This window comes from Moraxella bovis, from assembly GCF_025985205.1.
Classification (GTDB): domain Bacteria; phylum Pseudomonadota; class Gammaproteobacteria; order Pseudomonadales; family Moraxellaceae; genus Moraxella; species Moraxella bovis.
The window spans coordinates 1455300-1475514 of sequence record NZ_CP087840.1; the positions used below are offsets into that span (position 1 = coordinate 1455300).

The 20215-nt window shown below is 43.0% G+C and carries 17 protein-coding genes, 1 tRNA gene and 1 pseudogene; 11 read left to right on the forward strand and 8 right to left on the reverse strand.

Going from position 1 to position 20215, the window contains the following annotated elements:
• Positions 1–17: 17 nt before the first annotated feature.
• From LP107_RS07180 to LP107_RS07195, 4 genes are read left to right on the forward strand one after another with little or no spacing between them, the layout of a single operon-like run.
• The gene (locus tag LP107_RS07180; protein WP_112742237.1) at positions 18–935 is read left to right on the forward strand and encodes a lysophospholipid acyltransferase family protein; all 918 of its coding nucleotides are present in this window, start codon (positions 18–20) and stop codon (positions 933–935) included.
• Positions 932–1678 carry a glycosyltransferase gene (locus LP107_RS07185; RefSeq protein WP_078274768.1) on the forward strand — a complete coding sequence of 249 codons (747 nt, stop codon included), beginning with the start codon at positions 932–934 and terminating at the stop codon, positions 1676–1678. Before LP107_RS07180 ends, LP107_RS07185 begins: the two co-directional genes overlap by 4 nt.
• Positions 1675–3297, forward strand: coding sequence for a glycosyltransferase family 2 protein (locus LP107_RS07190; RefSeq protein ID WP_264676276.1), 1623 nt, complete (start codon positions 1675–1677; stop codon positions 3295–3297). Before LP107_RS07185 ends, LP107_RS07190 begins: the two co-directional genes overlap by 4 nt.
• Positions 3237–4043: a glycosyltransferase family 25 protein gene (locus tag LP107_RS07195; protein WP_078274769.1), complete on the forward strand. Its 807-nt coding sequence runs from the start codon at positions 3237–3239 to the stop codon at positions 4041–4043. The genes LP107_RS07190 and LP107_RS07195 overlap by 61 nt, the downstream gene beginning before the upstream one ends.
• A 42-nt stretch (positions 4044–4085) precedes the next feature.
• On the opposite strand, the gene LP107_RS07200 is transcribed toward LP107_RS07195, so the two are convergent.
• Positions 4086–5072: a glycosyltransferase family 4 protein gene (locus LP107_RS07200; RefSeq protein WP_078274770.1), complete on the reverse strand. Its 987-nt coding sequence runs from the start codon at positions 5070–5072 to the stop codon at positions 4086–4088.
• A gap of 159 nt (positions 5073–5231) precedes the next feature.
• Between LP107_RS07200 and LP107_RS07205 the strand changes: the two genes are divergently transcribed.
• Genes LP107_RS07205 through aroC form a run of 4 tightly spaced genes read left to right on the forward strand, consistent with a single transcriptional unit; the run spans position 5232 to position 9100 of the window.
• Complete coding sequence (locus LP107_RS07205; protein ID WP_112742236.1) at positions 5232–6002, forward strand: glycosyltransferase family 25 protein; 771 nt, start codon at positions 5232–5234, stop codon at positions 6000–6002.
• A gap of 15 nt (positions 6003–6017) precedes the next feature.
• The gene (locus LP107_RS07210) at positions 6018–6806 is read left to right on the forward strand and encodes a glycosyltransferase (protein WP_078274772.1); all 789 of its coding nucleotides are present in this window, start codon (positions 6018–6020) and stop codon (positions 6804–6806) included.
• Between the two features lie 8 nt (positions 6807–6814).
• Positions 6815–7960, forward strand: a complete 1146-nt coding sequence (locus LP107_RS07215) for a glycosyltransferase family 4 protein (RefSeq protein WP_112742235.1) — start codon at positions 6815–6817, stop codon at positions 7958–7960.
• 51 nt (positions 7961–8011) lie between these two features.
• Complete coding sequence (aroC, locus tag LP107_RS07220; RefSeq protein WP_264676275.1) at positions 8012–9100, forward strand: chorismate synthase; 1089 nt, start codon at positions 8012–8014, stop codon at positions 9098–9100.
• A gap of 127 nt (positions 9101–9227) precedes the next feature.
• Here aroC and LP107_RS14600 read toward each other — a convergent pair.
• A pseudogene (locus LP107_RS14600) lies at positions 9228–9574 on the reverse strand (IS1/IS1595 family N-terminal zinc-binding domain-containing protein); the annotation flags it as partial.
• A 646-nt stretch (positions 9575–10220) separates the two neighbouring features.
• Between LP107_RS14600 and LP107_RS07225 the strand changes: the two are divergent.
• Positions 10221–10526: a hypothetical protein gene (locus tag LP107_RS07225; RefSeq protein ID WP_078273231.1), complete on the forward strand. Its 306-nt coding sequence runs from the start codon at positions 10221–10223 to the stop codon at positions 10524–10526.
• Positions 10527–10598: 72 nt separating this feature from the next.
• Entirely contained in the window at positions 10599–11384 is a 786-nt protein-coding gene (locus LP107_RS07230) for a Fic family protein (protein WP_078273232.1), read from the forward strand.
• Positions 11385–11393: 9 nt separating this feature from the next.
• Here the strand turns inward: LP107_RS07230 and LP107_RS07235 are convergent, their stop codons facing one another.
• The 5 genes from LP107_RS07235 to LP107_RS07255 form a co-directional block, all read right to left on the reverse strand.
• On the reverse strand, positions 11394–11561 hold the full coding sequence (locus tag LP107_RS07235) for an IS630 transposase-related protein (protein WP_158079588.1): 168 nt from the start codon (positions 11559–11561) through the stop codon (positions 11394–11396).
• A 139-nt stretch (positions 11562–11700) separates the two neighbouring features.
• A tRNA-Gly gene (locus LP107_RS07240) sits at positions 11701–11776 on the reverse strand.
• Between the two features lie 230 nt (positions 11777–12006).
• A complete protein-coding gene (locus tag LP107_RS07245) occupies positions 12007–12303 on the reverse strand; it encodes an SH3 domain-containing protein (protein WP_078273235.1) in 297 nt (98 codons plus the stop codon).
• Positions 12304–12436: 133 nt separating this feature from the next.
• A complete protein-coding gene (locus LP107_RS07250) occupies positions 12437–13771 on the reverse strand; it encodes a glyceraldehyde-3-phosphate dehydrogenase (RefSeq protein WP_078273236.1) in 1335 nt (444 codons plus the stop codon).
• 109 nt (positions 13772–13880) lie between these two features.
• Positions 13881–14324 (reverse strand): NUDIX domain-containing protein, encoded by a 444-nt coding sequence (locus tag LP107_RS07255; RefSeq protein WP_078273237.1) that lies wholly within the window; start codon positions 14322–14324, stop codon positions 13881–13883.
• 224 nt (positions 14325–14548) lie between these two features.
• Here LP107_RS07255 and hemP point away from each other — a divergent pair, with 224 nt between their 5' ends.
• On the forward strand, positions 14549–14710 hold the full coding sequence (gene hemP / locus LP107_RS07260) for a hemin uptake protein HemP (protein WP_227514671.1): 162 nt from the start codon (positions 14549–14551) through the stop codon (positions 14708–14710).
• A gap of 142 nt (positions 14711–14852) precedes the next feature.
• Here the strand turns inward: hemP and LP107_RS07265 are convergent, their stop codons facing one another.
• Complete coding sequence (locus LP107_RS07265) at positions 14853–19934, reverse strand: translocation/assembly module TamB domain-containing protein (protein ID WP_078273239.1); 5082 nt, start codon at positions 19932–19934, stop codon at positions 14853–14855.
• Positions 19935–20215 lie beyond the last annotated feature (281 nt).

The following is a 20215-nucleotide window of genomic DNA, read 5'->3' on the forward strand; positions in this document are numbered from 1 at the left end:
TCATAGACTTGTGATTTATGCTTAATCTTATCAAATTCGTGCCAATGTCCTTATTGGGGGCATTGGCTCGTTTTGCGTCTTATCTTGCCAAATGGTCAAATGCCAGTATTTATCGCAGTATTTGCACCAATCTCATGCTAGTCCGCCCTTTTATGGATAAGGACGAGCGAGACAGGCTTGCTTTTACCATACTACAAAATCAGCTTACCAGCACCCTAAACAGTGCCAAAAGCTGGGCAATGCCCCCAAAGTGGTCTATCGCCCAAATCAAAACGGTGCATAATCGTGAGATTTTGGAGCGTGGTTTTGCCAATCCTAAGGGGCTGATTTTAGTGGCGCCACACATCGGCACTTGGGAGATGATGAACGCATGGCTGTGCGGTTTTGGCGATTTGACGATTATGTACAAGCCGTCTGGCAATCCCAGCCTTGACCGATTTATCCTAAGCGGTCGTGAACGACTTTCCGCCACGCTTGTCCCCACCGATAGCACAGGCGTTAAGGCAATTTTTAAGACCTTAAAATCAGGCGGATTTACCGTGATTTTGCCCGACCATGTCCCTGACAAAAATGGTGGAGAAATCGTCCCGTTTTTTGGCATTCCCACCATGACAGGCACACTCACCACCAAGCTTGCCCAAAAAACAGGCTGTGCGTTGGTTGGTTTGGCGTGTATCAAGGGCAAGGATGGATTTGAGATATTTTGTTATGATTTGACCGACCCCAATTTGTACGACAAAAACGACATTATCGCCACCACCACCCTAAATAATAGTATGGAGATGATGATAAATAAGCATTTTGCTCATTATATGTGGGGCTATCGGCGATTTAAGACCACGCCTTTTGGGGAAAATCCCTATCTGTTGCCTTTTGATGATTTGCACGCCCAAATAAAATCTTATAAAATAGACAAAAACAAGGAAAATCCATGACCGACAACCGCTATGTGATTTGTATGAAATGGGGAACCAAATACGGTGCCGAGTACGTCAATCGCCTGTATAATATGGTAAAACGCCATTTGACCCTTGATTTTCAAATGGTGTGCTTGACGGACGATAGCACAGGCATTGATGACAATGTCAAATGCTATCCCATTCCTGCCTTAAATTTACCTGATAATATTCCAGAGCGAGGCTGGAAAAAACTCACCACCTTTAAACCAAAGCTTTATGATTTAAAAGGTACGGCACTTTTTTTGGATATTGATATTGTTATTGTTGATAATATTGATTGCTTTTTTACTCATCAGGCACAGTTTGATGATAGCGTGATGATTATTAGAGACTGGAAAAAACCGTGGCGAATGGTCGGTAATAGTTCGGTCTATCGCTTTAAAGTGGGGCAAAATACTTATCCGAACCTGCTTAGCGATTTTGAACAAAATTTTGAAAAAATCCGCTCGGAGGTTCGCCACGAACAGGCGTTTTTGTCCAATTATCTGCGTGAACATCATCATTTGGAATATTGGGACGCCAGTTGGTGTGTGAGCTTTAAATATCAGTGTGTTCAGCCTTTTCCAATGAGCTTTTTTAAAGCTCCGATATTGCCCAAAAATGCCAAAATGGTGATTTTTCACGGTGAGGTCAATCCCCCTGATGCCATTGTCGGGCGAAGTTGTAAATGGTATCGCAAGGTATTGCCAACACCTTGGATTGTGGAGTATTGGCGATGAGTTATTCATTATCTGTGGTGATGATTATCAAAAACGAAGCGCACAATCTGGCAATCTCTTTACCTGCCTTAGATGGCTTGGCAAACGAGATTATCATTTTGGACAGCGGTAGCACCGATAATAGCAGACAAATTGCTGAGCAATATGGGGCAAAATGGTTTGTTAATACCAACTGGCAAGGCTTTGGCAAACAAAGACAGTTCGCCCAATCTTATGCCACAGGCGAGTGGATATTAGCACTTGATGCTGACGAAGAGATTACCGATGAGTTAAAACAGAGTATTTTGACAGTCATCAAAAATCCACCAAATGATACGGTATATGGGCTAAAACGACTTGATTTTATTGCGGGCAGGCAAATTGACAACCCTTATTGGAGCGTGAAGGCTTATTGGCGACTGTTTCCCAAACAATTTGGCTTTAATGATTTATTGGTGCATGAATCGCTTGATACTACCAATGCCAAAACCCAGGTGTTATCGGGATTTTTACATCATCACACCGCCCCAGACTTAGAGTTTTTACTACAAAAACGTTTAAGCTACGCCAAAACTTGGGCGAACGAAAAACACCAAAAAGGCAAAAAATCCAGCCTATTTAAAATCATCAGTAACCCCATTTGGCAATTTATCCGCCAATACTTTTTGGACGGACGTTTTTTGCAAGGCAAATATGGGTTGATTTATTCGTGTTTATTTGCCCAATACACTTTTAACAAATACGCCATTTTGTATGATTTGACCCACAATCAAGCCGAGCAAGCATTTTTAAAATCGGTAGAATTTGCCAAAAGCCTAGCCTCTATTGACTTAACAAACAAAAAAAGCACGTTGTCGCTTGTCATGATTTGCAAAAACGAATCTAAACACCTAAAAGCGTGTCTTGATACGGTGCATGATTTGGTAGACGAAATTATTGTCCTAGATAGCGGTAGCACCGATGATACTCGCAAGATTGCCGAACAATATGGGGCAAAATGGCACGTCAATACCGACTGGCAAGGTTTCGGCAAACAACGCCAGCTTGCCCAATCCTATGCCACGAGCGATTATGTGCTAGTGCTGGACGCTGATGAGCGACTTGATGACAGCCTAAGAGACAGTATCACTAAAATCCTGCATGAGCCACCACAAACACACATGGTTTTTGCTCTACCTAGGGTCAATCTATTCTGTGGAGTAGAAGTTTTAAAACGTTTTTGGTATGCTGACAATTTAGCACGACTGTATGCTAATTCACACTATCAATACAATGACTTAGAAGTTCACGAATCGCTAGATACCAAAAATGCCACCATTAAAAATTTATCTGGCTATCTTTTACATCTGACTAATGATGATTTCGCTCACTTCGTCCAAAAAAATATTCGTTACAGCGATGATTGGGCAAGAGACAAATCCGCACGTGGCAAAAAAACAAAGTTTGGTAGTGTCATATCGCACGCTTTATTTTCATTTTCAAGAGAATATGTTATTCGTGGCGGTATGTTAGGCGGTGCATACGGCGTGCTACACGCAGGAGCTTCGTCAAGCTATACCTTTAATAAGTATTTGATATTATGGCAATTAAATCAAAACAAGCATCATCACCAACCATGCAAAATCACGTCATCAGCCTGACCACTGCCACCGAACGCCGTCAGCACATCGCAGAAGAATTTAGTAAACAAAACATTGTATTTGAATTTTTTGATGCAATCACACCCCCATGCATTGACACCGTTGCCAAACAATTTGGTATAGACATCAGCAAAATGAATTTGTCATCAGGCGAGATTGCATGTTTTTTAAGCCATTTATGTCTATGGCAAAAGGCGATTGATGATGATTTAGATTGGATTGCAATTTTTGAAGATGATATATATTTAGGCAATAATGCACAAGCTTTTTTAATTTGTGATGATTGGTTGCCTAATGGCTTTGATGTAATTAAATTAGAAACCTTTGCCACTTCCGTGCATTTATCTGACCCCAAGACAGTACAGGACAGACAGCTTTACACCTTAAACACCGCCCACTATGGAGCGGGCGGTTATATCATCTCCAAGCGGTGCATTGTGGCACTGTTTGAGCTTATCAAATACCAATCACAACACCAAGCACAAATCAGTGCGATTGATGATATTTTATTTGCTCAAATTCTAAACAAAAAAGACGTCTTGCAATTAACACCCGCCTTGTGTATTCAAGAGTTTATCCATAAACAAGGCAACCTATCATTAAAAAGTACTCTTGACGAGCACCGACAAACCCATTACTTTAAAAAACCCCATCGCACCCTACCCCAAAAAATCATGCGAGAGTTCAACAGCTTCATTCACAAAACAAGACTCAAGATTTTTGGTCAAGTGGTTGAGTTTAAATGAAAAAAGGGCAAAAACTCTTTGCCCTTTTAATCATCATAACAGCTAGTCTCTCATCGTCAATAACGCCTTGACATTGCCAAAAGATTTGGGACGTGTTGGGTTTAGTGTCTCACCTGCGATGACTTTTTCGTAACACGCCTGATAAGCTCGTCCCATGGCTTCATGCCCAAAATATGTCTTGGCGTGTTCGTGGCAGACCCTGCGGTCATAGCTATCCACTTGTTTTAGAGCATCAGCAAGTTCACCATAACTGTCCGACAGAACGCCCAAGCCATCATGACTGATGATGTCAGGCAGTGAACCAAAGGGCGATGCAAACACAGGACAACCCAAATACATACTCTCAATAATGGCAAGCCCAAATGGTTCATGCCACAGTACAGGGAAAATCAGTCCCTTGGAGTTTTTGATAAGCTCATCTTTGGCACGACCACCGACCATGCCATTAAAGCCAATCTGTGATGACAGGTAAAAGTATGGGTTGCGAGAAAAATTGTAACGCTTACCGCCAATCACTTCTAGCCTCTTCCCCGCCCGTTTGGCAATCTCTGCCGTACCTTGTAGATTCTTAACTCGCCACGCTGCTTTTGCCAAAAAATGCACATAGTCTTTTGATGTAGTCAAATTTGGCTCGCTATAATCTGCCCAATACAGTCCATTATGCACATAACAAGTCGCCCCATGATTTTCAGCATGCTTACTCGATAAGAATACACTGTTAATCGGATACTCTTTGGCAAGCTCAGCATTGCTATGCTCAGTACAAATATAAGGCTTATGAAGCTCGCCATCATACGGCCAATGAAAATGCACCACATCTGGCCAATCATCTATCTGCTCATGAATTGGCTTGGATTTATCATACAGTTGTACATCTGGGTTATTGTTGGGATTGGCTTTGGTCAAAAAACGCACTTCATGCCCCATTTCACGCTGTGCCATCGCCAAAGCCCAAATCACACGCTCCGTACCACCATAATCTTTTGGCGGAATGGCAAGACGTGTTAATAATACATGTAAAATTTTCATAAATCACCTAATTTTAAAACTTATCATAGCATTATATTACATAATTTTTGTAAAAAAAATCATTCAATTAATAACACCCAATACTACCAAAACCACTTTTTAGCTTGACAGAATAGTATTTATTGGATAATATTATCACATTTTCTATAAAATGTCATTATGAAAAACTACGTTATCAGCCTGACCACTGCCACCGAACGCCGTCAGCACATCGCAGAAGAATTCGGCAAACAAGGTATTATATTTGAATTTTTTGATGCAGTTACACCCAACGATGTGGATGAATTAGTAAATAAATTTGACATCAATATCCAAGATGCCAATCTTACCAAGGGTGAATTGGCTTGTTGTTTTAGTCATTTATGTTTGTGGCAAAAAGCAATAGATGATAATTTGGATTATCTTGTAGTTTTTGAAGATGATGTGTATTTGGGCAAAAATGCTCATTTGTTTTTAAGGAATAGTGATTGGATTCCCAGTGATTGTGAATTAATAAAAATTGAGCATTATTTGGATAAACTAATACTTGGAAAAAGTATTAGTGAGATTTATGGTAGACATATCAAACCCTTAAAAGAGTTTAATTGGGGGACAGCTGGCTATATTATTCACAAATCAATGATTGACAAACTCATGCATGTTATTACCGAACAATTTAAAATCAATGCTGAGCCAATTGACCATATTATGTTTGAAATAGCGATATTTAAATACAATCTACCTATTTATCAAATGACCCCTGCTTTATCAATACAGAGCGACCGACCTCAGCAATCAGGAAAAATTAAAAGCACACTAGAACAAGAGAGACGTTCTCGTATGAATGACCAACCAAAGCCAAAACCAAGATTAACCCTATCTCAAAAAATCAATAAAAGATTTGAGCGTATTGCTGTTAAGATTGCAAGAGAGACTGTGGATTTTAGATAGGAAAATACAATTATAATGCTAAACACTATTTTACCAACCATTCATGCCTTATGGATAGGCTCTAATTTAGGGCAATTATCCCATTGCTGTCTATCATCTTTTGTTGCACAGGGGCATCAGGTGTATTTGCACACCTATAATGATATTAATGACCTGCCAAAAGGCGTACAACTTGCTGACGCTAATTTGATTATTCCAAAAAACAAAATCATAAAACATAAGAAAACGGGTAGCTATGCCTTATTTTCAGATATATTTCGTTATGAATTATTAAATAAAGTAGATGGTATTTATGTAGATTGTGATGTTTATTGCACAAAGCCCATTACAATACCAGATAATGGCTATTTATTTGGTTATGAAGATGATAATAAAATCAATGGTGCGGTCTTAGCCTTACCAAAAAACAGCTTATTACTTAATAAACTGATTGAAATCAGCCATGATTCTAATTTTATACCACCTTGGTATTCCAACAAAGCACAAAAAAGATTAAAAATAAAGAAGATGTTTGGGATTGCAAAACATATATCACATATGCCGTGGGGTGTCATTGGTCCGGAAGCGATTACTTATTACGTAAAAGAATTTAATTTAGGTTATTTAGCACAACCAATTGATATATTTTATCCTGTACATTATCACTGTATTAGATTATTATTAGAAAAAGATTTAACATTATCTGATATTTGTACAAAAAGAACCTTAGCAGTTCATTTATACAATGAAATGCTTAAAAATATAAATTTAAATCAAATTGAAAAAACATCAGTATTATCAAAAATGCTTAGAGAAGAAATTTAGGATTAATCATGAAAATTGGTCTAATTGTTGATGAATATTTTGGTGGGGCAGGCACCGCCTTTGGTGGTTATGGTTTTTTAGCTAGACATCTTGTTGTAAAACACCTTTCAAAATTTTGTGAAATTGATGTTTTACTGGGAAAAAGTAACTCGCACCGTTTCAAAGCAGAACATCATATTGTTGATAATATCAATGTTTATAGATTGCCAAAAAGAGCTTGGTTTGCACAAAGATGGCTTGCCATAAAAAATTATGATGCTTATCTTAGCATAGAACTTACCGATGATTATGTACTTAAAAATGAAACAAATAAAAATAAAAAATTAGTGTTATGGATTCAAGACCCACGCCCCGTGTATGAATGGGATGAGATAAATACTGTAAAACTTTTTACAGAGACCTGTTATTACAATCAAACCATCTATGATTTGGTGCATAATTGGTATAAACAAGGTCGTGTTCGTTTCATATCTCAGGCTCATTTTTTAAATCAAAAAGCCATTGATTTATATTCTCTTGATAGAAATACTGATATTACCCACCTGCCAAATCCCATAGAAATAAATAAAGAATTTGATATTAAAAACCACCAAAAACAAAACAAAATCATCTTTTTGGGCAGATTAGAATCAGTGAAACGTGGTTGGCTGTTTTGTGAAATTGCTAAGCAGTTGCCAGAATATCAATTTTATGTACTTGGTCAAACTTTTCGTGAATCAGATAAAAATAAAGAAATTTTTGCAAAGTATCAACAAATTTCAAATCTACATTTTGTAGGGCATGTCGAAGGTGATGACAAAACCAACTTTTTAAAAGACGCTAAAATTTTGGTAAATACCTCCATTCATGAAGCGTTGCCCATTTCATTTTTAGAAGCTTTATCGTATGGCACACTAATCGTAAGTAATCGCAATCCTGATGATTTAACTATTAAATTTGGTATTTATGTCGGTGATGTGTTAGGTGATGGTTTTGATAAAGTTTATTTGTATGTTAATGCAATCAGAAAGCTTATGACAGACGAACAAAACCGTCAGCACCTATCAATACAAGCAATCAAATATGTTCAGGAAAATCACAATATAGAAGATTTTCAAAAAGACTTAAGGGATGTTTTGCAACAGGTCTGCAAGACTGATTGTGACATTTCTTAAATCAAGACCTTTTAAATCAACTAACAATGCTACAAAATTAAGGAATTAGCTATGTCAGGCAACACAATAGGACAACTTTTCACCGTAACCACCTGTGGCGAGTCTCATGGGACGGGACTTATGGCGATTGTGGACGGTGTACCGCCCAATTTGGCGCTGTGCGAGGCGGATCTGCAAGCCGAACTTGACCGCCGTAAACCCGGCACGTCCAAATTCGCCACTCAGCGTAAAGAAGATGACGTGGTGGAGATTGTCTCTGGGGTGTTTGAGGGGCGTACCACAGGCACACCGATTGGACTACTCATTCGCAACACCGACCAAAAATCCAAAGACTATGGCAACATCGCCACGACTTTTCGCCCTAATCATGCTGACTACACATACACGATGAAGTACGGCTTTCGGGATTATCGTGGTGGCGGGCGTTCGTCTGCTCGTGAGACTGCCATGCGTGTGGCAGCAGGATCGATTGCCAAGAAGTATTTAAAAGAACGCTTGGGTGTTATCATTCGTGGTCATGTTACCCAAATCGGCACCGAAAAAGCTGAGAAGCTCGATTGGGATATTGTAAACCAAAACCCGTTTTTTTGCGGAGATATTGACGCTATACCACGCTTTGAAAAATTGGTTACGTCTTTGCGCGAACAAGGCACAAGCTGTGGGGCGAAATTAGAGATTTTTGCTGAAAATGTCCCTGTGGGCTTAGGCGAGCCGATTTTTGACCGCCTAGATGCCGATATTGCCCATGCGATGATGTCTATCAATGCCGTCAAAGGCGTGGAGATTGGCGATGGCTTTGGCGTTGCCGAGCAGTTTGGACATGAAAGCCGAGACGAGTTGACCCCTGAGGGCTTTTGCGCCAATCACGCAGGCGGGATTTTGGGTGGGATTAGTAGCGGGCAGACCATTCGTGTCGCCATTGCCCTAAAACCGACCGCCAGTATCACCACCGCAGGCAAGACAATAAACCTAGACGGCGAGGCGACAGGCGTGATTACCAAAGGTCGTCATGACCCTTGTGTGGGCGTGCGAGCCACACCGATTGCCGAGGCGATGCTTGCCATTGTCCTACTTGACCATTATTTGCGTCATCGTGGGCAAAATGCCGATGTGGTACAACCTTTAAAGCCGATTGAGTAATTGATAGTAGTCCAAAAAGTATGCTGAACTGGGTTTTCCGTTCGCCCTGAGACTGCCTGCGGGTAGGAAAACCGTTAGGTTTCCCAAGCTCACCACGAACGGTTTTCTTATTAGCATACTTTTTGAACCAGAGCCTGTTTTTCTTGTTACCCACGTAAGTCCAAAACTCATCTATCTTTAAGGTATTGTAATGCTTTTGTCTTGGTTTGATTTGGTGATTACTGTTTGCAAGCACGCTAAATACTTTACCCTTACTGACTTGTTCAAGTATCACAATGTCAGCAATACGACAACCACAAGCTGACATTAAGCGTATTTTGCCATCTATGTGAGATTGATAACCTTTGTCAGTAAGCTGTAAATGATGAACAAACTGTCTATGACAATCTTTGCAAAAATAGCTCTGTTTGCCATAGCTTTCTATGCCATTTTCTTTATACTAACCGACAGGCAACTTGGGCAAGTAATGGTAATTTATGTCTTCATAACCGTAAATTACCAACTTTTGTGCAAGTTGTCTTTTTAGTTTTTGTTATAGCATACTTTTTGGACGAGTGCCAAACAAAATGCCAATGGCGACTATAAACCCATTTCTCTGATAAATAATAAATTGACCGAAAACTGCATTGTTTACTACCCCAAGGATAAAAGCTGGGTAATTGATGAGTTTGTGGAATATTAATTTGCTAGATGTCGCCAATGTAGACACCAAAGAGAAACCTCTTTGGTGTTTTTACTAAAACTTTAATTCACTGTGGCAATTTTTCTTGACATACTCTCTCATAAAATCACGAATCAGCTATGCCGATGTTCTGTCGTTGGCAGCGGCAGCCTCTTGAAAGGCTTTTAATAAATGCTCATTGACTCTGATGGTAAAGCTTTTATTTTGATGGTAAAGCTTTTATTTTTGTCTGGTGTGCTCATTTTTGACCCTATCTTAAATGTATTAACTTTTGATTAACACAGTATATCGTCTGTATTAACAAAATTCAAGTTGTTGGGCAATTTGCATAATCAAAATGCACAAAATACCCCTAGATATTATCGTTTTGTATCACTTAAAATCATTTTGTGCTAAAATTTGCCACAAATCGTCAAAATGATAGCTGAGTAATTATTAATGACTTCAATACACCCACAAATCATCACCCAAGCCACAGACCCACAAGATATGCTGGGTATGCTGTGGCTATCTTATCATTTTGGTATACCCTTATGGATAAAGCCTTATGTGATAAGTCAAATTGGCAAAAGCCGTCGCACGCTTACAGAGGGGCATTATACCCAAGAAATCTATCCTGCTCGCACTCGCTTGGGCAATGATGTGGTAGCTCATCTTACCTTTTATCTAAAAAATGAAATACCCAGCCTGGAATTTTTGGCAAGATTATTTCACAAAATAGATGGCAGACTAATCCAAGAATAGGTTAATACCGAGCCAACAGGTCGCTACGCCAGAAGAGCAGCTTTTTTATATGAATGGCTGACAGATGAGCGTTTGGATACGCCGTCTGACATTGGCGGTGGCTATGTCGATGTCTTAGATGGCGATAAAGTGGTGGTGGCAAATACCCCCATTAAAGACAGTCGCTGGCGAGTGAACAATAATATCGCAGGTACTAAGGACTTTGCTCCGATGGTGGTCAAAACACCAATGCTATTATCCGCCATTGCCTTTGATATTAAGGAGTATTTGGCACAGCTTAGGCAGGAGTTTGGCGAGGATTTGTTGGTGCGTGCTTCGGTATGGATTACGTTGCGTGAAAGTCGTGCCAGCTTTACCATTGAGGGAAAGGGCGGTCAAGAAAGTCGCATTGAGCGATTTGCCAGAGTGATGGCAGAACAAATCGGACAAGGCGAAATTGTTTTGTCAGGTGAGAGGCTGGCTGCACTTCAACAGGAAATTATTGGCAAAAGCCTTAGTATTAAACATTTTAGGCTAAGACAGTCGCCTGTATTTGTGGGCGAGAGCAATTATCGCCACGCCAAAGAGATTGTGCATTATATCGCTCCAAATTATGAGGAAGTCCCATTAAAATTAGCGGGTCTAAATACATTTTTTGAAAGTACAAAAGGGCAATCTCCCTTAATCAGAAGTGCAGTCATTGCCTTTGGTTTTGTCTATATACACCCATTGGCAGACGGCAATGGACGCATTCATCGTTTTTTGATGAATGATGTATTAAGGCGAGATAGGCAGACTGATGACCCTGTGATTTTGCCCATCTCTAAAGCCATCATTGACAGTCCTGCAAAGCACTTGTCATTGTATTGTTGTAGATGAGTGGAGCAATCAGGTTTTTGGTTTTTTACAAGACAAATTGCCTGTTTCTTTAAGTTGTCGTCTCCAACGAAACACGGTGTGTCTTGATACACCAAAAGCTTCTATAACAAGGTCAATGTTCTTGCATTTGTCATCATAAGCCAAGGCTTTTTGTCTGATTTCTAGTGAATAAGCCATATAAGTAGTGATTGGTGAATGGTGATGGAGATATGGGGATAATTGGTGTTGTTTCAAGGTTTGTTGGTTATAAAACATCGAACCCTTGATTTCAACCAACAAAAAAGCCCAAACCTTTTGATTTGGACTTTTTAAAATTTGGAGCGGGAAACGAGATTCGAACTCGCGACCCCAACCTTGGCAAGGTTGTGCTCTACCAACTGAGCTATTCCCGCGTGTCAGCGTTTGCTGTATGGGTGGGTATTATATAGGATTTTGTCATCAAGTCAAGTATTTTTTGCAAAAATTTTTGGTAGTAGTCTAAAAAGTATGCTGAACTAGGTTTTCCGTTCGCCCTGAGCCTGCCTGCGGGTAGGAAAACCGTTAGGTTTCCCAAGATCGCCATGAACTGTTTTCTTTGTAGCATACTTTTTGAACCAGAGCCAAATTTTTAAAAGCACTTCAATTAATAACAACTGATAAACTCACGAAACACCCAGCCGATGTATCGGTCGGTTTTGGCGTTAAACACCAATGCCCATGGACGTCCTTTGTCATCATAATCATACTCTGAGACATAGACGGTGGTGCCGTTTTTGACTTGTCCGATAACTTTACCATTGGGCGTGGCACGGGCGTTTAGTGGGGTGCCTGTTGGGTCGGTAACTTTGCAAGTTTGGGCAGATGCAGTGGCTGGCATGGAAAGTACCATACTAAGCCCAATGGCAGTTAGGGTGGGGGCTAGTAAAGATTTGATTTTCATAACAATACTCAAAAAAATAACAATACTCAAAAAGACGTTTATCAATCTTGCGAGTGTATAACAAAACAAGGTATTTGTCAGCATAACACAAATACCCTGTTATTAATAGTCAATTTAACAATAAAACAACCGATTAATTACTTGCCATGACTTCCGCCACACGAACCACCTGTGTGCTATATCCCATTTCGTTGTCATACCACACATACAGTGTTGCGCGCTTGTCGGTGGCGATAGTCGCTTTGGCATCAAAAATCGCCACTTTTTCAGAGCCAACAAAATCAGTAGATACCGCTTCGGGGCTGTCTGAGTAGTCGATTTGCTCTTGCCACTCAATACTTTCTGACTTGGCTTTGATAAAGGCGTTTAGCTCATCAGCAGAACCAACCGCTTTGTCAAAGTTTAGGTTTAAAATCGCCAAAGACACATTGGGCGTTGGCACACGAATGGCATTGCCTGTGAGTTTGCCTTTGAGTTCTGGAATGGCTTTGGATACTGCCGACGCTGCCCCTGTGGACGTCATCACCATGTTTAAGGGAGCGGCACGACCACGGCGGTCAGATTTGTGGTGGTTGTCCACTAAGTTTTGGTCATTGGTAAAGGCGTGGACGGTTTCCATGTGTCCGTTTACGATGCCATAAGTGTCGTGTAGCACTTTTAGCGTTGGTGTGATGGCGTTGGTGGTGCAAGACGCTGCCGATACGATGGTGTCGCCTCCGATGGTGTCATGGTTTACGCCATAGACCACGTTTTTGATGTCACCTTTGGCAGGGGCGGTAAGTAGCACTTTTTTGACGCCTTTGCTTGCCAAATGTTTGCCAAGGCCTGCTTCGTCTTTCCATTTGCCAGTATTGTCAATCACGATGGCGTTGTCAATGCCGTGGGCGGTGTAGTCAATCTCGCTGGGGTCAGAGGCGTAGATGAATTTGATAAAGCGACCGTTCACGATGATACCGCTATTGGCGTTGTCAATTTCCACCGAACCGTCAAACCAACCATGCACGCTATCACGCTCCAATAGCGAACCACGCTTATCAAGGTCGCCGTCTCCTGCGGGGCGTACCACAATGGCTTTTAATTGCAAGCCTTTGTCAGAAGCAGGACGACTCATAAGTAGACGTGCCAAAATACGTCCGATACGCCCAAAGCCATACAGCACCACGTCCGTGGCGGGGATTTCGGTGCCATTGGCAAAGTCGCTTGCTTTTTTACCTGCTTTGACCGCTTGTCCCAAATCGGCGGTGGTGTTGGTAGCGGTAATCTCTTTGGCAAGGGCAAGGGTGTCCGCCACGTCAAGTCCTGCTTTGGCGTGCTTGGCTAGAATGTCCGATACCGACAAAGCCACACGCTCACCAAAAAACAGAATGTTTACGTTTTGGGTAGACAGCTTGGCAAGGGCGACAAGCAGTTCAGTTGCTTGGGTTTCTTGGGTTTGGCGTTTGGTTAGGTGGTCTTGATAAATGCTCATGGCGGCATCCTTTTATGAATGGAATGAATAATATAACAAAACACCCAAATTTTAAAGGAATTTGGGTGTTTTGACAAGGGTTATTTATTTTAAAAATAGGGGTATTTTATTATTTATTATCTAACCATACCAATATTTGCTGATTCGCTTGCGGAAACCGTTCATCACTTTGTAATAAAGTCATTTTATCAAGCCATAATAAAGCCTGATTGTCCAAGCCGAATTTTTTGTCTTTAAAATCAAGATACTGGCTATCGGTTAGGGCAATTTCATACACATATAGTCTCACCATTTTATCGCCATAATCATGGCAAATCTGCCCAAACTCACACATGCTATTGGTAGAGATATCTAATCCCAGCTCCTCGCCCACTTCACGGATTATGGTGGTTTGGGGTGTTTCATTTGATTCAATCTTACCGCCAACAAATTCCAATTTACCGCCTTGATGTTGATGAGCATGACGGGTCGCCAATAAAAATTCATCATGGTATCGTAATACTGCTACCGCCACAGAGGTGATTTTTGGGGATGTTTCGCATTTGGTAGTCATATTTATACCTTTTATCAGAAAAATGAGCAATTTTACCAAATTTTGCAATTTATATTTGCAATCTTAGGAAAGTTTGGTATCATATCTACAAATGATAATTTTTATTGTTTGTAAAAATTTAGTGTTTAGATAAAATTATCATTTTAAGCCAATAGTTATTATCAGCTAGACGGCTCGGAAAAATATCCGCAACCCGTCCAAACATAAGGAAACTTGTCATGACCATGACTATCGCTCGTTATTTTAGCAACCGTGAATCCACTCGCTTGCCCACCCTACATTCACAAAACCTGTTCGCTCTCACCAAGGAGGTACGGATTGAACATCAGGGCGAAGAATATCGCTTGCGTCTGACACGCAATAACCGCTTGATTTTAACCAAATAATTTATCAAAATTTCATAAACTCCAAACCAAAAAGCACGCCCCTAATCTGTGGTATGCTTTTTGGTTTTTGTCTTGGATAGGGCGAATTGCAATTTACCCCTACAATACCACCTAAAATCAATTAACAATGCCATCACCCAACCTAAAATCTCCAACGATAAATTACATCAACCATGTTCTCAGTGGCAGATGTCGCCTGCACATAGACACGGCGAGTCAGCTGATATCGCATGGACAGCTCGGTCTCAGCATTGAACACGCCCACGCCATAGCGGATATATAAATCAGGCGTGATGTAGCCTGTAACATTAACATGCGTATCGCTTGAATTGCCCGATGCGTCCACCGTCAAGCTCTCAAAGCCTAATGCACTGCCGATTTGGTTGGTAAGTCCACGTGTGCCTGATAAGCCAAGACTTAGCCCTGCCGCTGCTAGGTTATTGGTGACCTGTGAGCGAAATCCTTGTTCAGAGATTTGGCTGTCTGCCGATGGCGACAGTCGCCCTGTAATGATGGCGTTCATCGCTTGCTGTTCGGATAGCCCTGCGTTATTGAACACGCTAATGTCTGGGGCATTTGCTGTACCTTTAATACGCACGCCTACTGTTTGTCCTTCAATTTCTTTTTCAGCTTCAATGGATAAGCGTGGATTTAGCATGTCGCCATTAAAACGGACTTGGGCGTAGTTAAGCTCTAGATTTTGTCCAATGCCGTCAATCTTGGTGCGTTCAGACACCTGTATCATGCCCCGAGCTTGGGTCTTGCCCTGTCCGCTTTGGGTCAGGTGCAACGCCCCTGCCAGTGGCAGTCTAGCACCAAAACCACGAAATGTCACATCATCACCCAAATCCAATCCGATGTCGGCATTGATACTCCATGGGGCAGACACTGCCAAAATTTGCTCAACTTTGCCCGAAAGACGACGGTCAAGCACCGACACATCAGGCGACTGAACCACGACATCACCCTGTGCTTCGGGCGGGCGAATGGTTGCTGATGGTATGACCACCACGCCTTTGATGTCCACATAGCGAGATGAAGGTCTAACCACCACTTCAAGGTCGGGACTGACCTGTGCCACAACCATAGGGGGCGAGCTGATGGTCAAATCATCGGCAGAGATGTTTACTTTGGCTTGGAGTTCCTGTTGCCAGTCCACCTGCCCCGTCAGCACACCCTGCCCCTGCCCACCGACAAAATCACCTGCCAATGTCGCTTGCGTGCCTGACACTTGGGCTGATAGGTTGATGTTTGTCAAATCCAATGGCACATCCATGACCGCCAAATGCCCATCCGTCAGCTCAGCATTACCATAAAACAAGGGGCGAGATAGCGTACCACCCACACCACCTTGGAGCGTGACGTTGCCTGATAGGGCTTTTAGGCTCGGCAAAAATGGACGCACCACTGCCAAATCAATGCCATTAATCACCACCGCTCCCGAGATGGGCTTATCATCGGTGAATGGATTCATCAGCACATCAGCATAGCCCTCGCCTATCGTCCCTGCCACATCGGCGCGTAGTTTTAGCCCCGTGGGCGTGCTTTGGGCGATGACCGAGATACGCTCATAGGGCATTTCCACATAGCCTGTATCATCGCCATACAGTCCCAGTCGCCCATTATCCGAATATAGCACGGCATTGATTTGGGGACTGGTATTGCCTTTTTTGTGGCTGATTTTGGCTTTGCCATTTAACTTAGAATGCCAAAAAATATCACTGGGCATGGCAGGCGAGAGTACGGACGTATCAAGGTCTTGGACGACCAAATCCGCTTTGATTTCATTGGGGGTATAGACCAGCGTGTCTTGTAGGCACAAAGACCCTGTACCGCCTGCATGGGTTTTACTGGTCTGCCAACAGTGCGGAGCGATTTGTAAGCTCTTATCTAGCCCTATCTTAAACTCGGTCGGCTGTCTTTGTGACAACAGCCCAAAGCGGGTCTCCATCCGTCCCTCGCCCAGTACGCCTTGATAAGTCTTGGTTCGTCTGTTAAAACCACCCACCACTTTGGCACGTGCCTCCACCTGAGCATTTTTGGTTGTCAGTGCTAACTCGTGCTTATCCTGCGTACCTTTAAAATCAAATCGTGCCGAATTCACCACTCGCCCCATGGCGATGATGTCTGAGACCTCAGCCAATAGCTGACTAGGAGCATTGCCCAGATTGACAATTTTACCCACCACACTCGCCTTTTGGACAATGACATCCGCCGTACGCACGTCATTGGCATTTAAATCCACATAAATGGTCGGTAACTCGGTGCGATTATCCACCAAAATCACACCGCCTTTTATCGCCCCCCGAGCACTCGGGATGAGCTGACTTAGGTCGGTAAGATTAAGTGCTGTGGTGAGATTTTGCTCATTGCCATGCATGCTTGCGACATTATCGCCCATGCGAACTTGGACTTTATCGGCGTTTAACTTACGGATGATTTGGCGGGTTTGTTTGGTGTTTTGTTTTAACTGACGCTGAAAATCGGTAATACTTTGCAAATCAAAACTGTCAGGACTGGTTTTTAGACTGCCAATATATCCACCCAAATCATCAGGCAAATCAAACTCCCCCGACAGCGACCCTGTGGCAGTCACATTCTGCCCTCGCATGACACCTGTCAGAGCCAAGCCATCAATGGCGATACGCTGAATGTCCCTACCCCATCGCCCTGTCGTGGTAAAGCCCCCTGTCAGCTCGCTGTCCATGTCACGCACAAAGCGACCGATGTTCAAGGCATTCATTTTTGCCGTCAAGTCCCACGCCATCTGCCCGACATCCACCGTCCCTGACGCTGACAACTCGCCTGCCTCCCCTGTATGCTCTAAGCGATGTACCACAAAGCGGTTATCCTCTCCGCTGACATCCACTGCAAGCTGACCATCTGGGATGTCATCATGGGCGACTTGACCGTCAAATTTGGCAGTGAGTTTGCCCAGTTTGCCATCTTGATAACTGCCTATGCTACTCATGTCGCCTGTGATGACAGCAAGCAAGCTCGTATTATCCACCACGGCAGACGTATCTATCTCATCAAGGCGAGCCTTGATGTCCCAACCAATGCCTTGGGCGAGTGTCAGCACCCCCGACCCTGACAGCCTGCCTTTGGGCGTGCGATAATTTAGGGTACTGATGTTCATCTTATCTAGGTCGCCATGAACCCCAAGCAAAATATCGCCCGTACCAATCTTAGGCAGTAGGCTCTGACCGAATTTACCTTTAAAGTCAGTGGTAAAATGACTAACGTCCGAACCTACTATTTGCACCAACGCCTTGCCCTCGCCTGACAGAGTCATGGTACTGTCATCGGCAAGGGTCGCTGTCAAGTCCGAGCGAATGATGTTAATCTCATGCGACTGTCTTGTATGATTTGGCTCTTTTGGCGAGCTTGCTCGATTTGTCCTTACCTTGGTATTTTGCTTATCTTCACGCATTCGCCCTGTGGCTAGAATAGTGCCTTTGATGAGTGAAAACGGGGTCTTATCAGGGGTGTCAAAATACGCATTCGGCATAAAGCCATCGGTCGCCAAATCAAACTGCCAAGCCAACGGCGTGCTGGTCGTGGCAAGGTCAATCCGCCCCGTCCCCGTCAAGTCCCCAAGCTCGCCTTGATAATGAAAATCGGTTAGATGAATCCGCTCGCCCTTTTCGATATTGGCACGAATGTCATAATCCCCCACAGGGGCAACCGATAACGCCTTGATGTTCGCCTTGCCCTCGATGTAGGTTCGCCCCTCTTCTAGGCGAATACTTGCCGTACCGTGTGGACTATTGATGTTATCGATGTTTGGCACGCCTGCCCGCACCAAGTTTTGCCAATCGGCATGAACCCGCCACGGAGCGTTAGGGCTGTCTTGGCTTTGGGCAAGCGTTGCCTGTACTCGCTCGCCATCTTTTTGGGCTAGGTCAAATGCCAAGCGAGTCTCATTGGTCGCCTTGTCCAGATAAAAATATTGAAAATCCAAAGCCCCATCTAGCACCGTCGGCAGATACGCCTGATAATCGGTGTATTCAACAGGCATGAACTCACGCACTCGCACGCCATCGCCACGCACCGTCACATCCATCATGAACTCATCTGACCACGCCATGTTGCCATCGGCATGAAGCTGTCCGCTTGGGGTGTCTGCCGTTAATGCCTCGATGTCCATACCACCATCACGCACCACGCCCCGACCATAATACCGACCGGCTGGTATGTCTCTGCCTGCTAAGTCGGCATTCATGCGTAACTCAATGCGTTCAACCACGCCATCAGCGGTAATTATCCCATCTTTTATCGTGATGTTCTGCTCTTCGGCATAGGGCAGGACGACATGATTGACGTACAGTTTGGCACTAAATGGCGAGCCATCATCTAGTCCTTGGGCGACGAACTCGCCATGAATGTCGTGTTTATTATATTTACTGGTGACCTTGCCGTGCGTGCGTTTGAGCGTACCTTTGGCGGTGGCGTGTAGTATGTCAAAATACGCTTTATCCAAAGCGGGCACCTTAACATCCGCCGTGGCAGAGAGCGGATAGTCGCCTGTCAAACGAATCTCGCCATTGACATTACTCACGCTCACGTCATGGTTAAAATCAAGGCTCCCGCCTTTGATATGCACATCCGTCCCTGCCCATTTGCCATCTACCAAGGCGATGTCATACAGATAAATGGCGTCTTTATAACCGCCTTTGCTGTTTTTTTGGGTGTAGCTGACCGTGCTTGCGGTCGTGTTTTGTAGGCGTAGGCTAACGGGCAAATCAATGGTCGCATAATCAAACGGCTCGCCTGTGGGCGGTTTGTGATTGATGATGTCAAGCTTATCAATGCTTGCTTCTGCCAAATGCACTTGACGGGCAAAGACCGCTTGCCAGCCCAATTTGACATAGGCTTGATTGACCTTTATCTCCATGTCTTCGCCTTGGGCAATGATGACATCATTCACCCACACGCCCCCACGCAAACTGCCTTTGCCGTAGGACAGCTTGGTGCCGGTCTCGGTTGCGATTTTTTCTAAAACAAATTTGGTGCCGGTCTCGGTACTAATGGCATAAAACAGCAATGCAAAAATCAGCACGAGCACAATAATAATGGCGACAAACAGCCGAATGAGATACACCTGCCATTTGGGTTTTGGCGGTGTGTGTGATGGGTTTGTGCCTGACTGATGGGACAAATCCGTCCCTGCCTTATCATCAGGCGTGGCATTTTGGGGGTCGGTGGGTTTGTGGTCAGTCATGGCAAACAGTGGTCGTTAAGCGATAAAATTATCATAAAAAATGGTGCATTAAACCATAATTTGAGCAATTTTTCAATGTAAAATCAATGCAAATCAATCATCATGACAAATAAGAATATATGCCAAATTTGAACATAAGATAAAAAATTACTCACTTAAAAATCAATGCTTTACAGCTTTATATAGGGTAAATTGCAATTTTCCCTTACAAATCCATCCAAAAAAATCATCCACTCACAATGCCCACGAATATTTAAAATGCAAATTTGAACGGGCTTATG

What these genes read in the sequence shown, in the direction of transcription:
- LP107_RS07180 (WP_112742237.1), top strand. Translation starts at nt 18, where the DNA reads ATGCTTAATCTTATCAAATTCGTGCCAATGTCCTTATTGGGGGCATTG.
- LP107_RS07185 (WP_078274768.1), top strand. Translation starts at nt 932, where the DNA reads ATGACCGACAACCGCTATGTGATTTGTATGAAATGGGGAACCAAATAC.
- LP107_RS07190 (WP_264676276.1), top strand. Translation starts at nt 1,675, where the DNA reads ATGAGTTATTCATTATCTGTGGTGATGATTATCAAAAACGAAGCGCAC.
- LP107_RS07195 (WP_078274769.1), top strand. Translation starts at nt 3,237, where the DNA reads ATGGCAATTAAATCAAAACAAGCATCATCACCAACCATGCAAAATCAC.
- LP107_RS07200 (WP_078274770.1), bottom strand. Translation starts at nt 5,072, where the DNA reads ATGAAAATTTTACATGTATTATTAACACGTCTTGCCATTCCGCCAAAA.
- LP107_RS07205 (WP_112742236.1), top strand. Translation starts at nt 5,232, where the DNA reads ATGAAAAACTACGTTATCAGCCTGACCACTGCCACCGAACGCCGTCAG.
- LP107_RS07210 (WP_078274772.1), top strand. Translation starts at nt 6,018, where the DNA reads ATGCTAAACACTATTTTACCAACCATTCATGCCTTATGGATAGGCTCT.
- LP107_RS07215 (WP_112742235.1), top strand. Translation starts at nt 6,815, where the DNA reads ATGAAAATTGGTCTAATTGTTGATGAATATTTTGGTGGGGCAGGCACC.
- aroC (WP_264676275.1), top strand. Translation starts at nt 8,012, where the DNA reads ATGTCAGGCAACACAATAGGACAACTTTTCACCGTAACCACCTGTGGC.
- LP107_RS07225 (WP_078273231.1), top strand. Translation starts at nt 10,221, where the DNA reads ATGACTTCAATACACCCACAAATCATCACCCAAGCCACAGACCCACAA.
- LP107_RS07235 (WP_158079588.1), bottom strand. Translation starts at nt 11,561, where the DNA reads ATGGCTTATTCACTAGAAATCAGACAAAAAGCCTTGGCTTATGATGAC.
- LP107_RS07245 (WP_078273235.1), bottom strand. Translation starts at nt 12,303, where the DNA reads ATGAAAATCAAATCTTTACTAGCCCCCACCCTAACTGCCATTGGGCTT.
- LP107_RS07250 (WP_078273236.1), bottom strand. Translation starts at nt 13,771, where the DNA reads ATGAGCATTTATCAAGACCACCTAACCAAACGCCAAACCCAAGAAACC.
- LP107_RS07255 (WP_078273237.1), bottom strand. Translation starts at nt 14,324, where the DNA reads ATGACTACCAAATGCGAAACATCCCCAAAAATCACCTCTGTGGCGGTA.
- hemP (WP_227514671.1), top strand. Translation starts at nt 14,549, where the DNA reads ATGACTATCGCTCGTTATTTTAGCAACCGTGAATCCACTCGCTTGCCC.
- LP107_RS07265 (WP_078273239.1), bottom strand. Translation starts at nt 19,934, where the DNA reads ATGACTGACCACAAACCCACCGACCCCCAAAATGCCACGCCTGATGAT.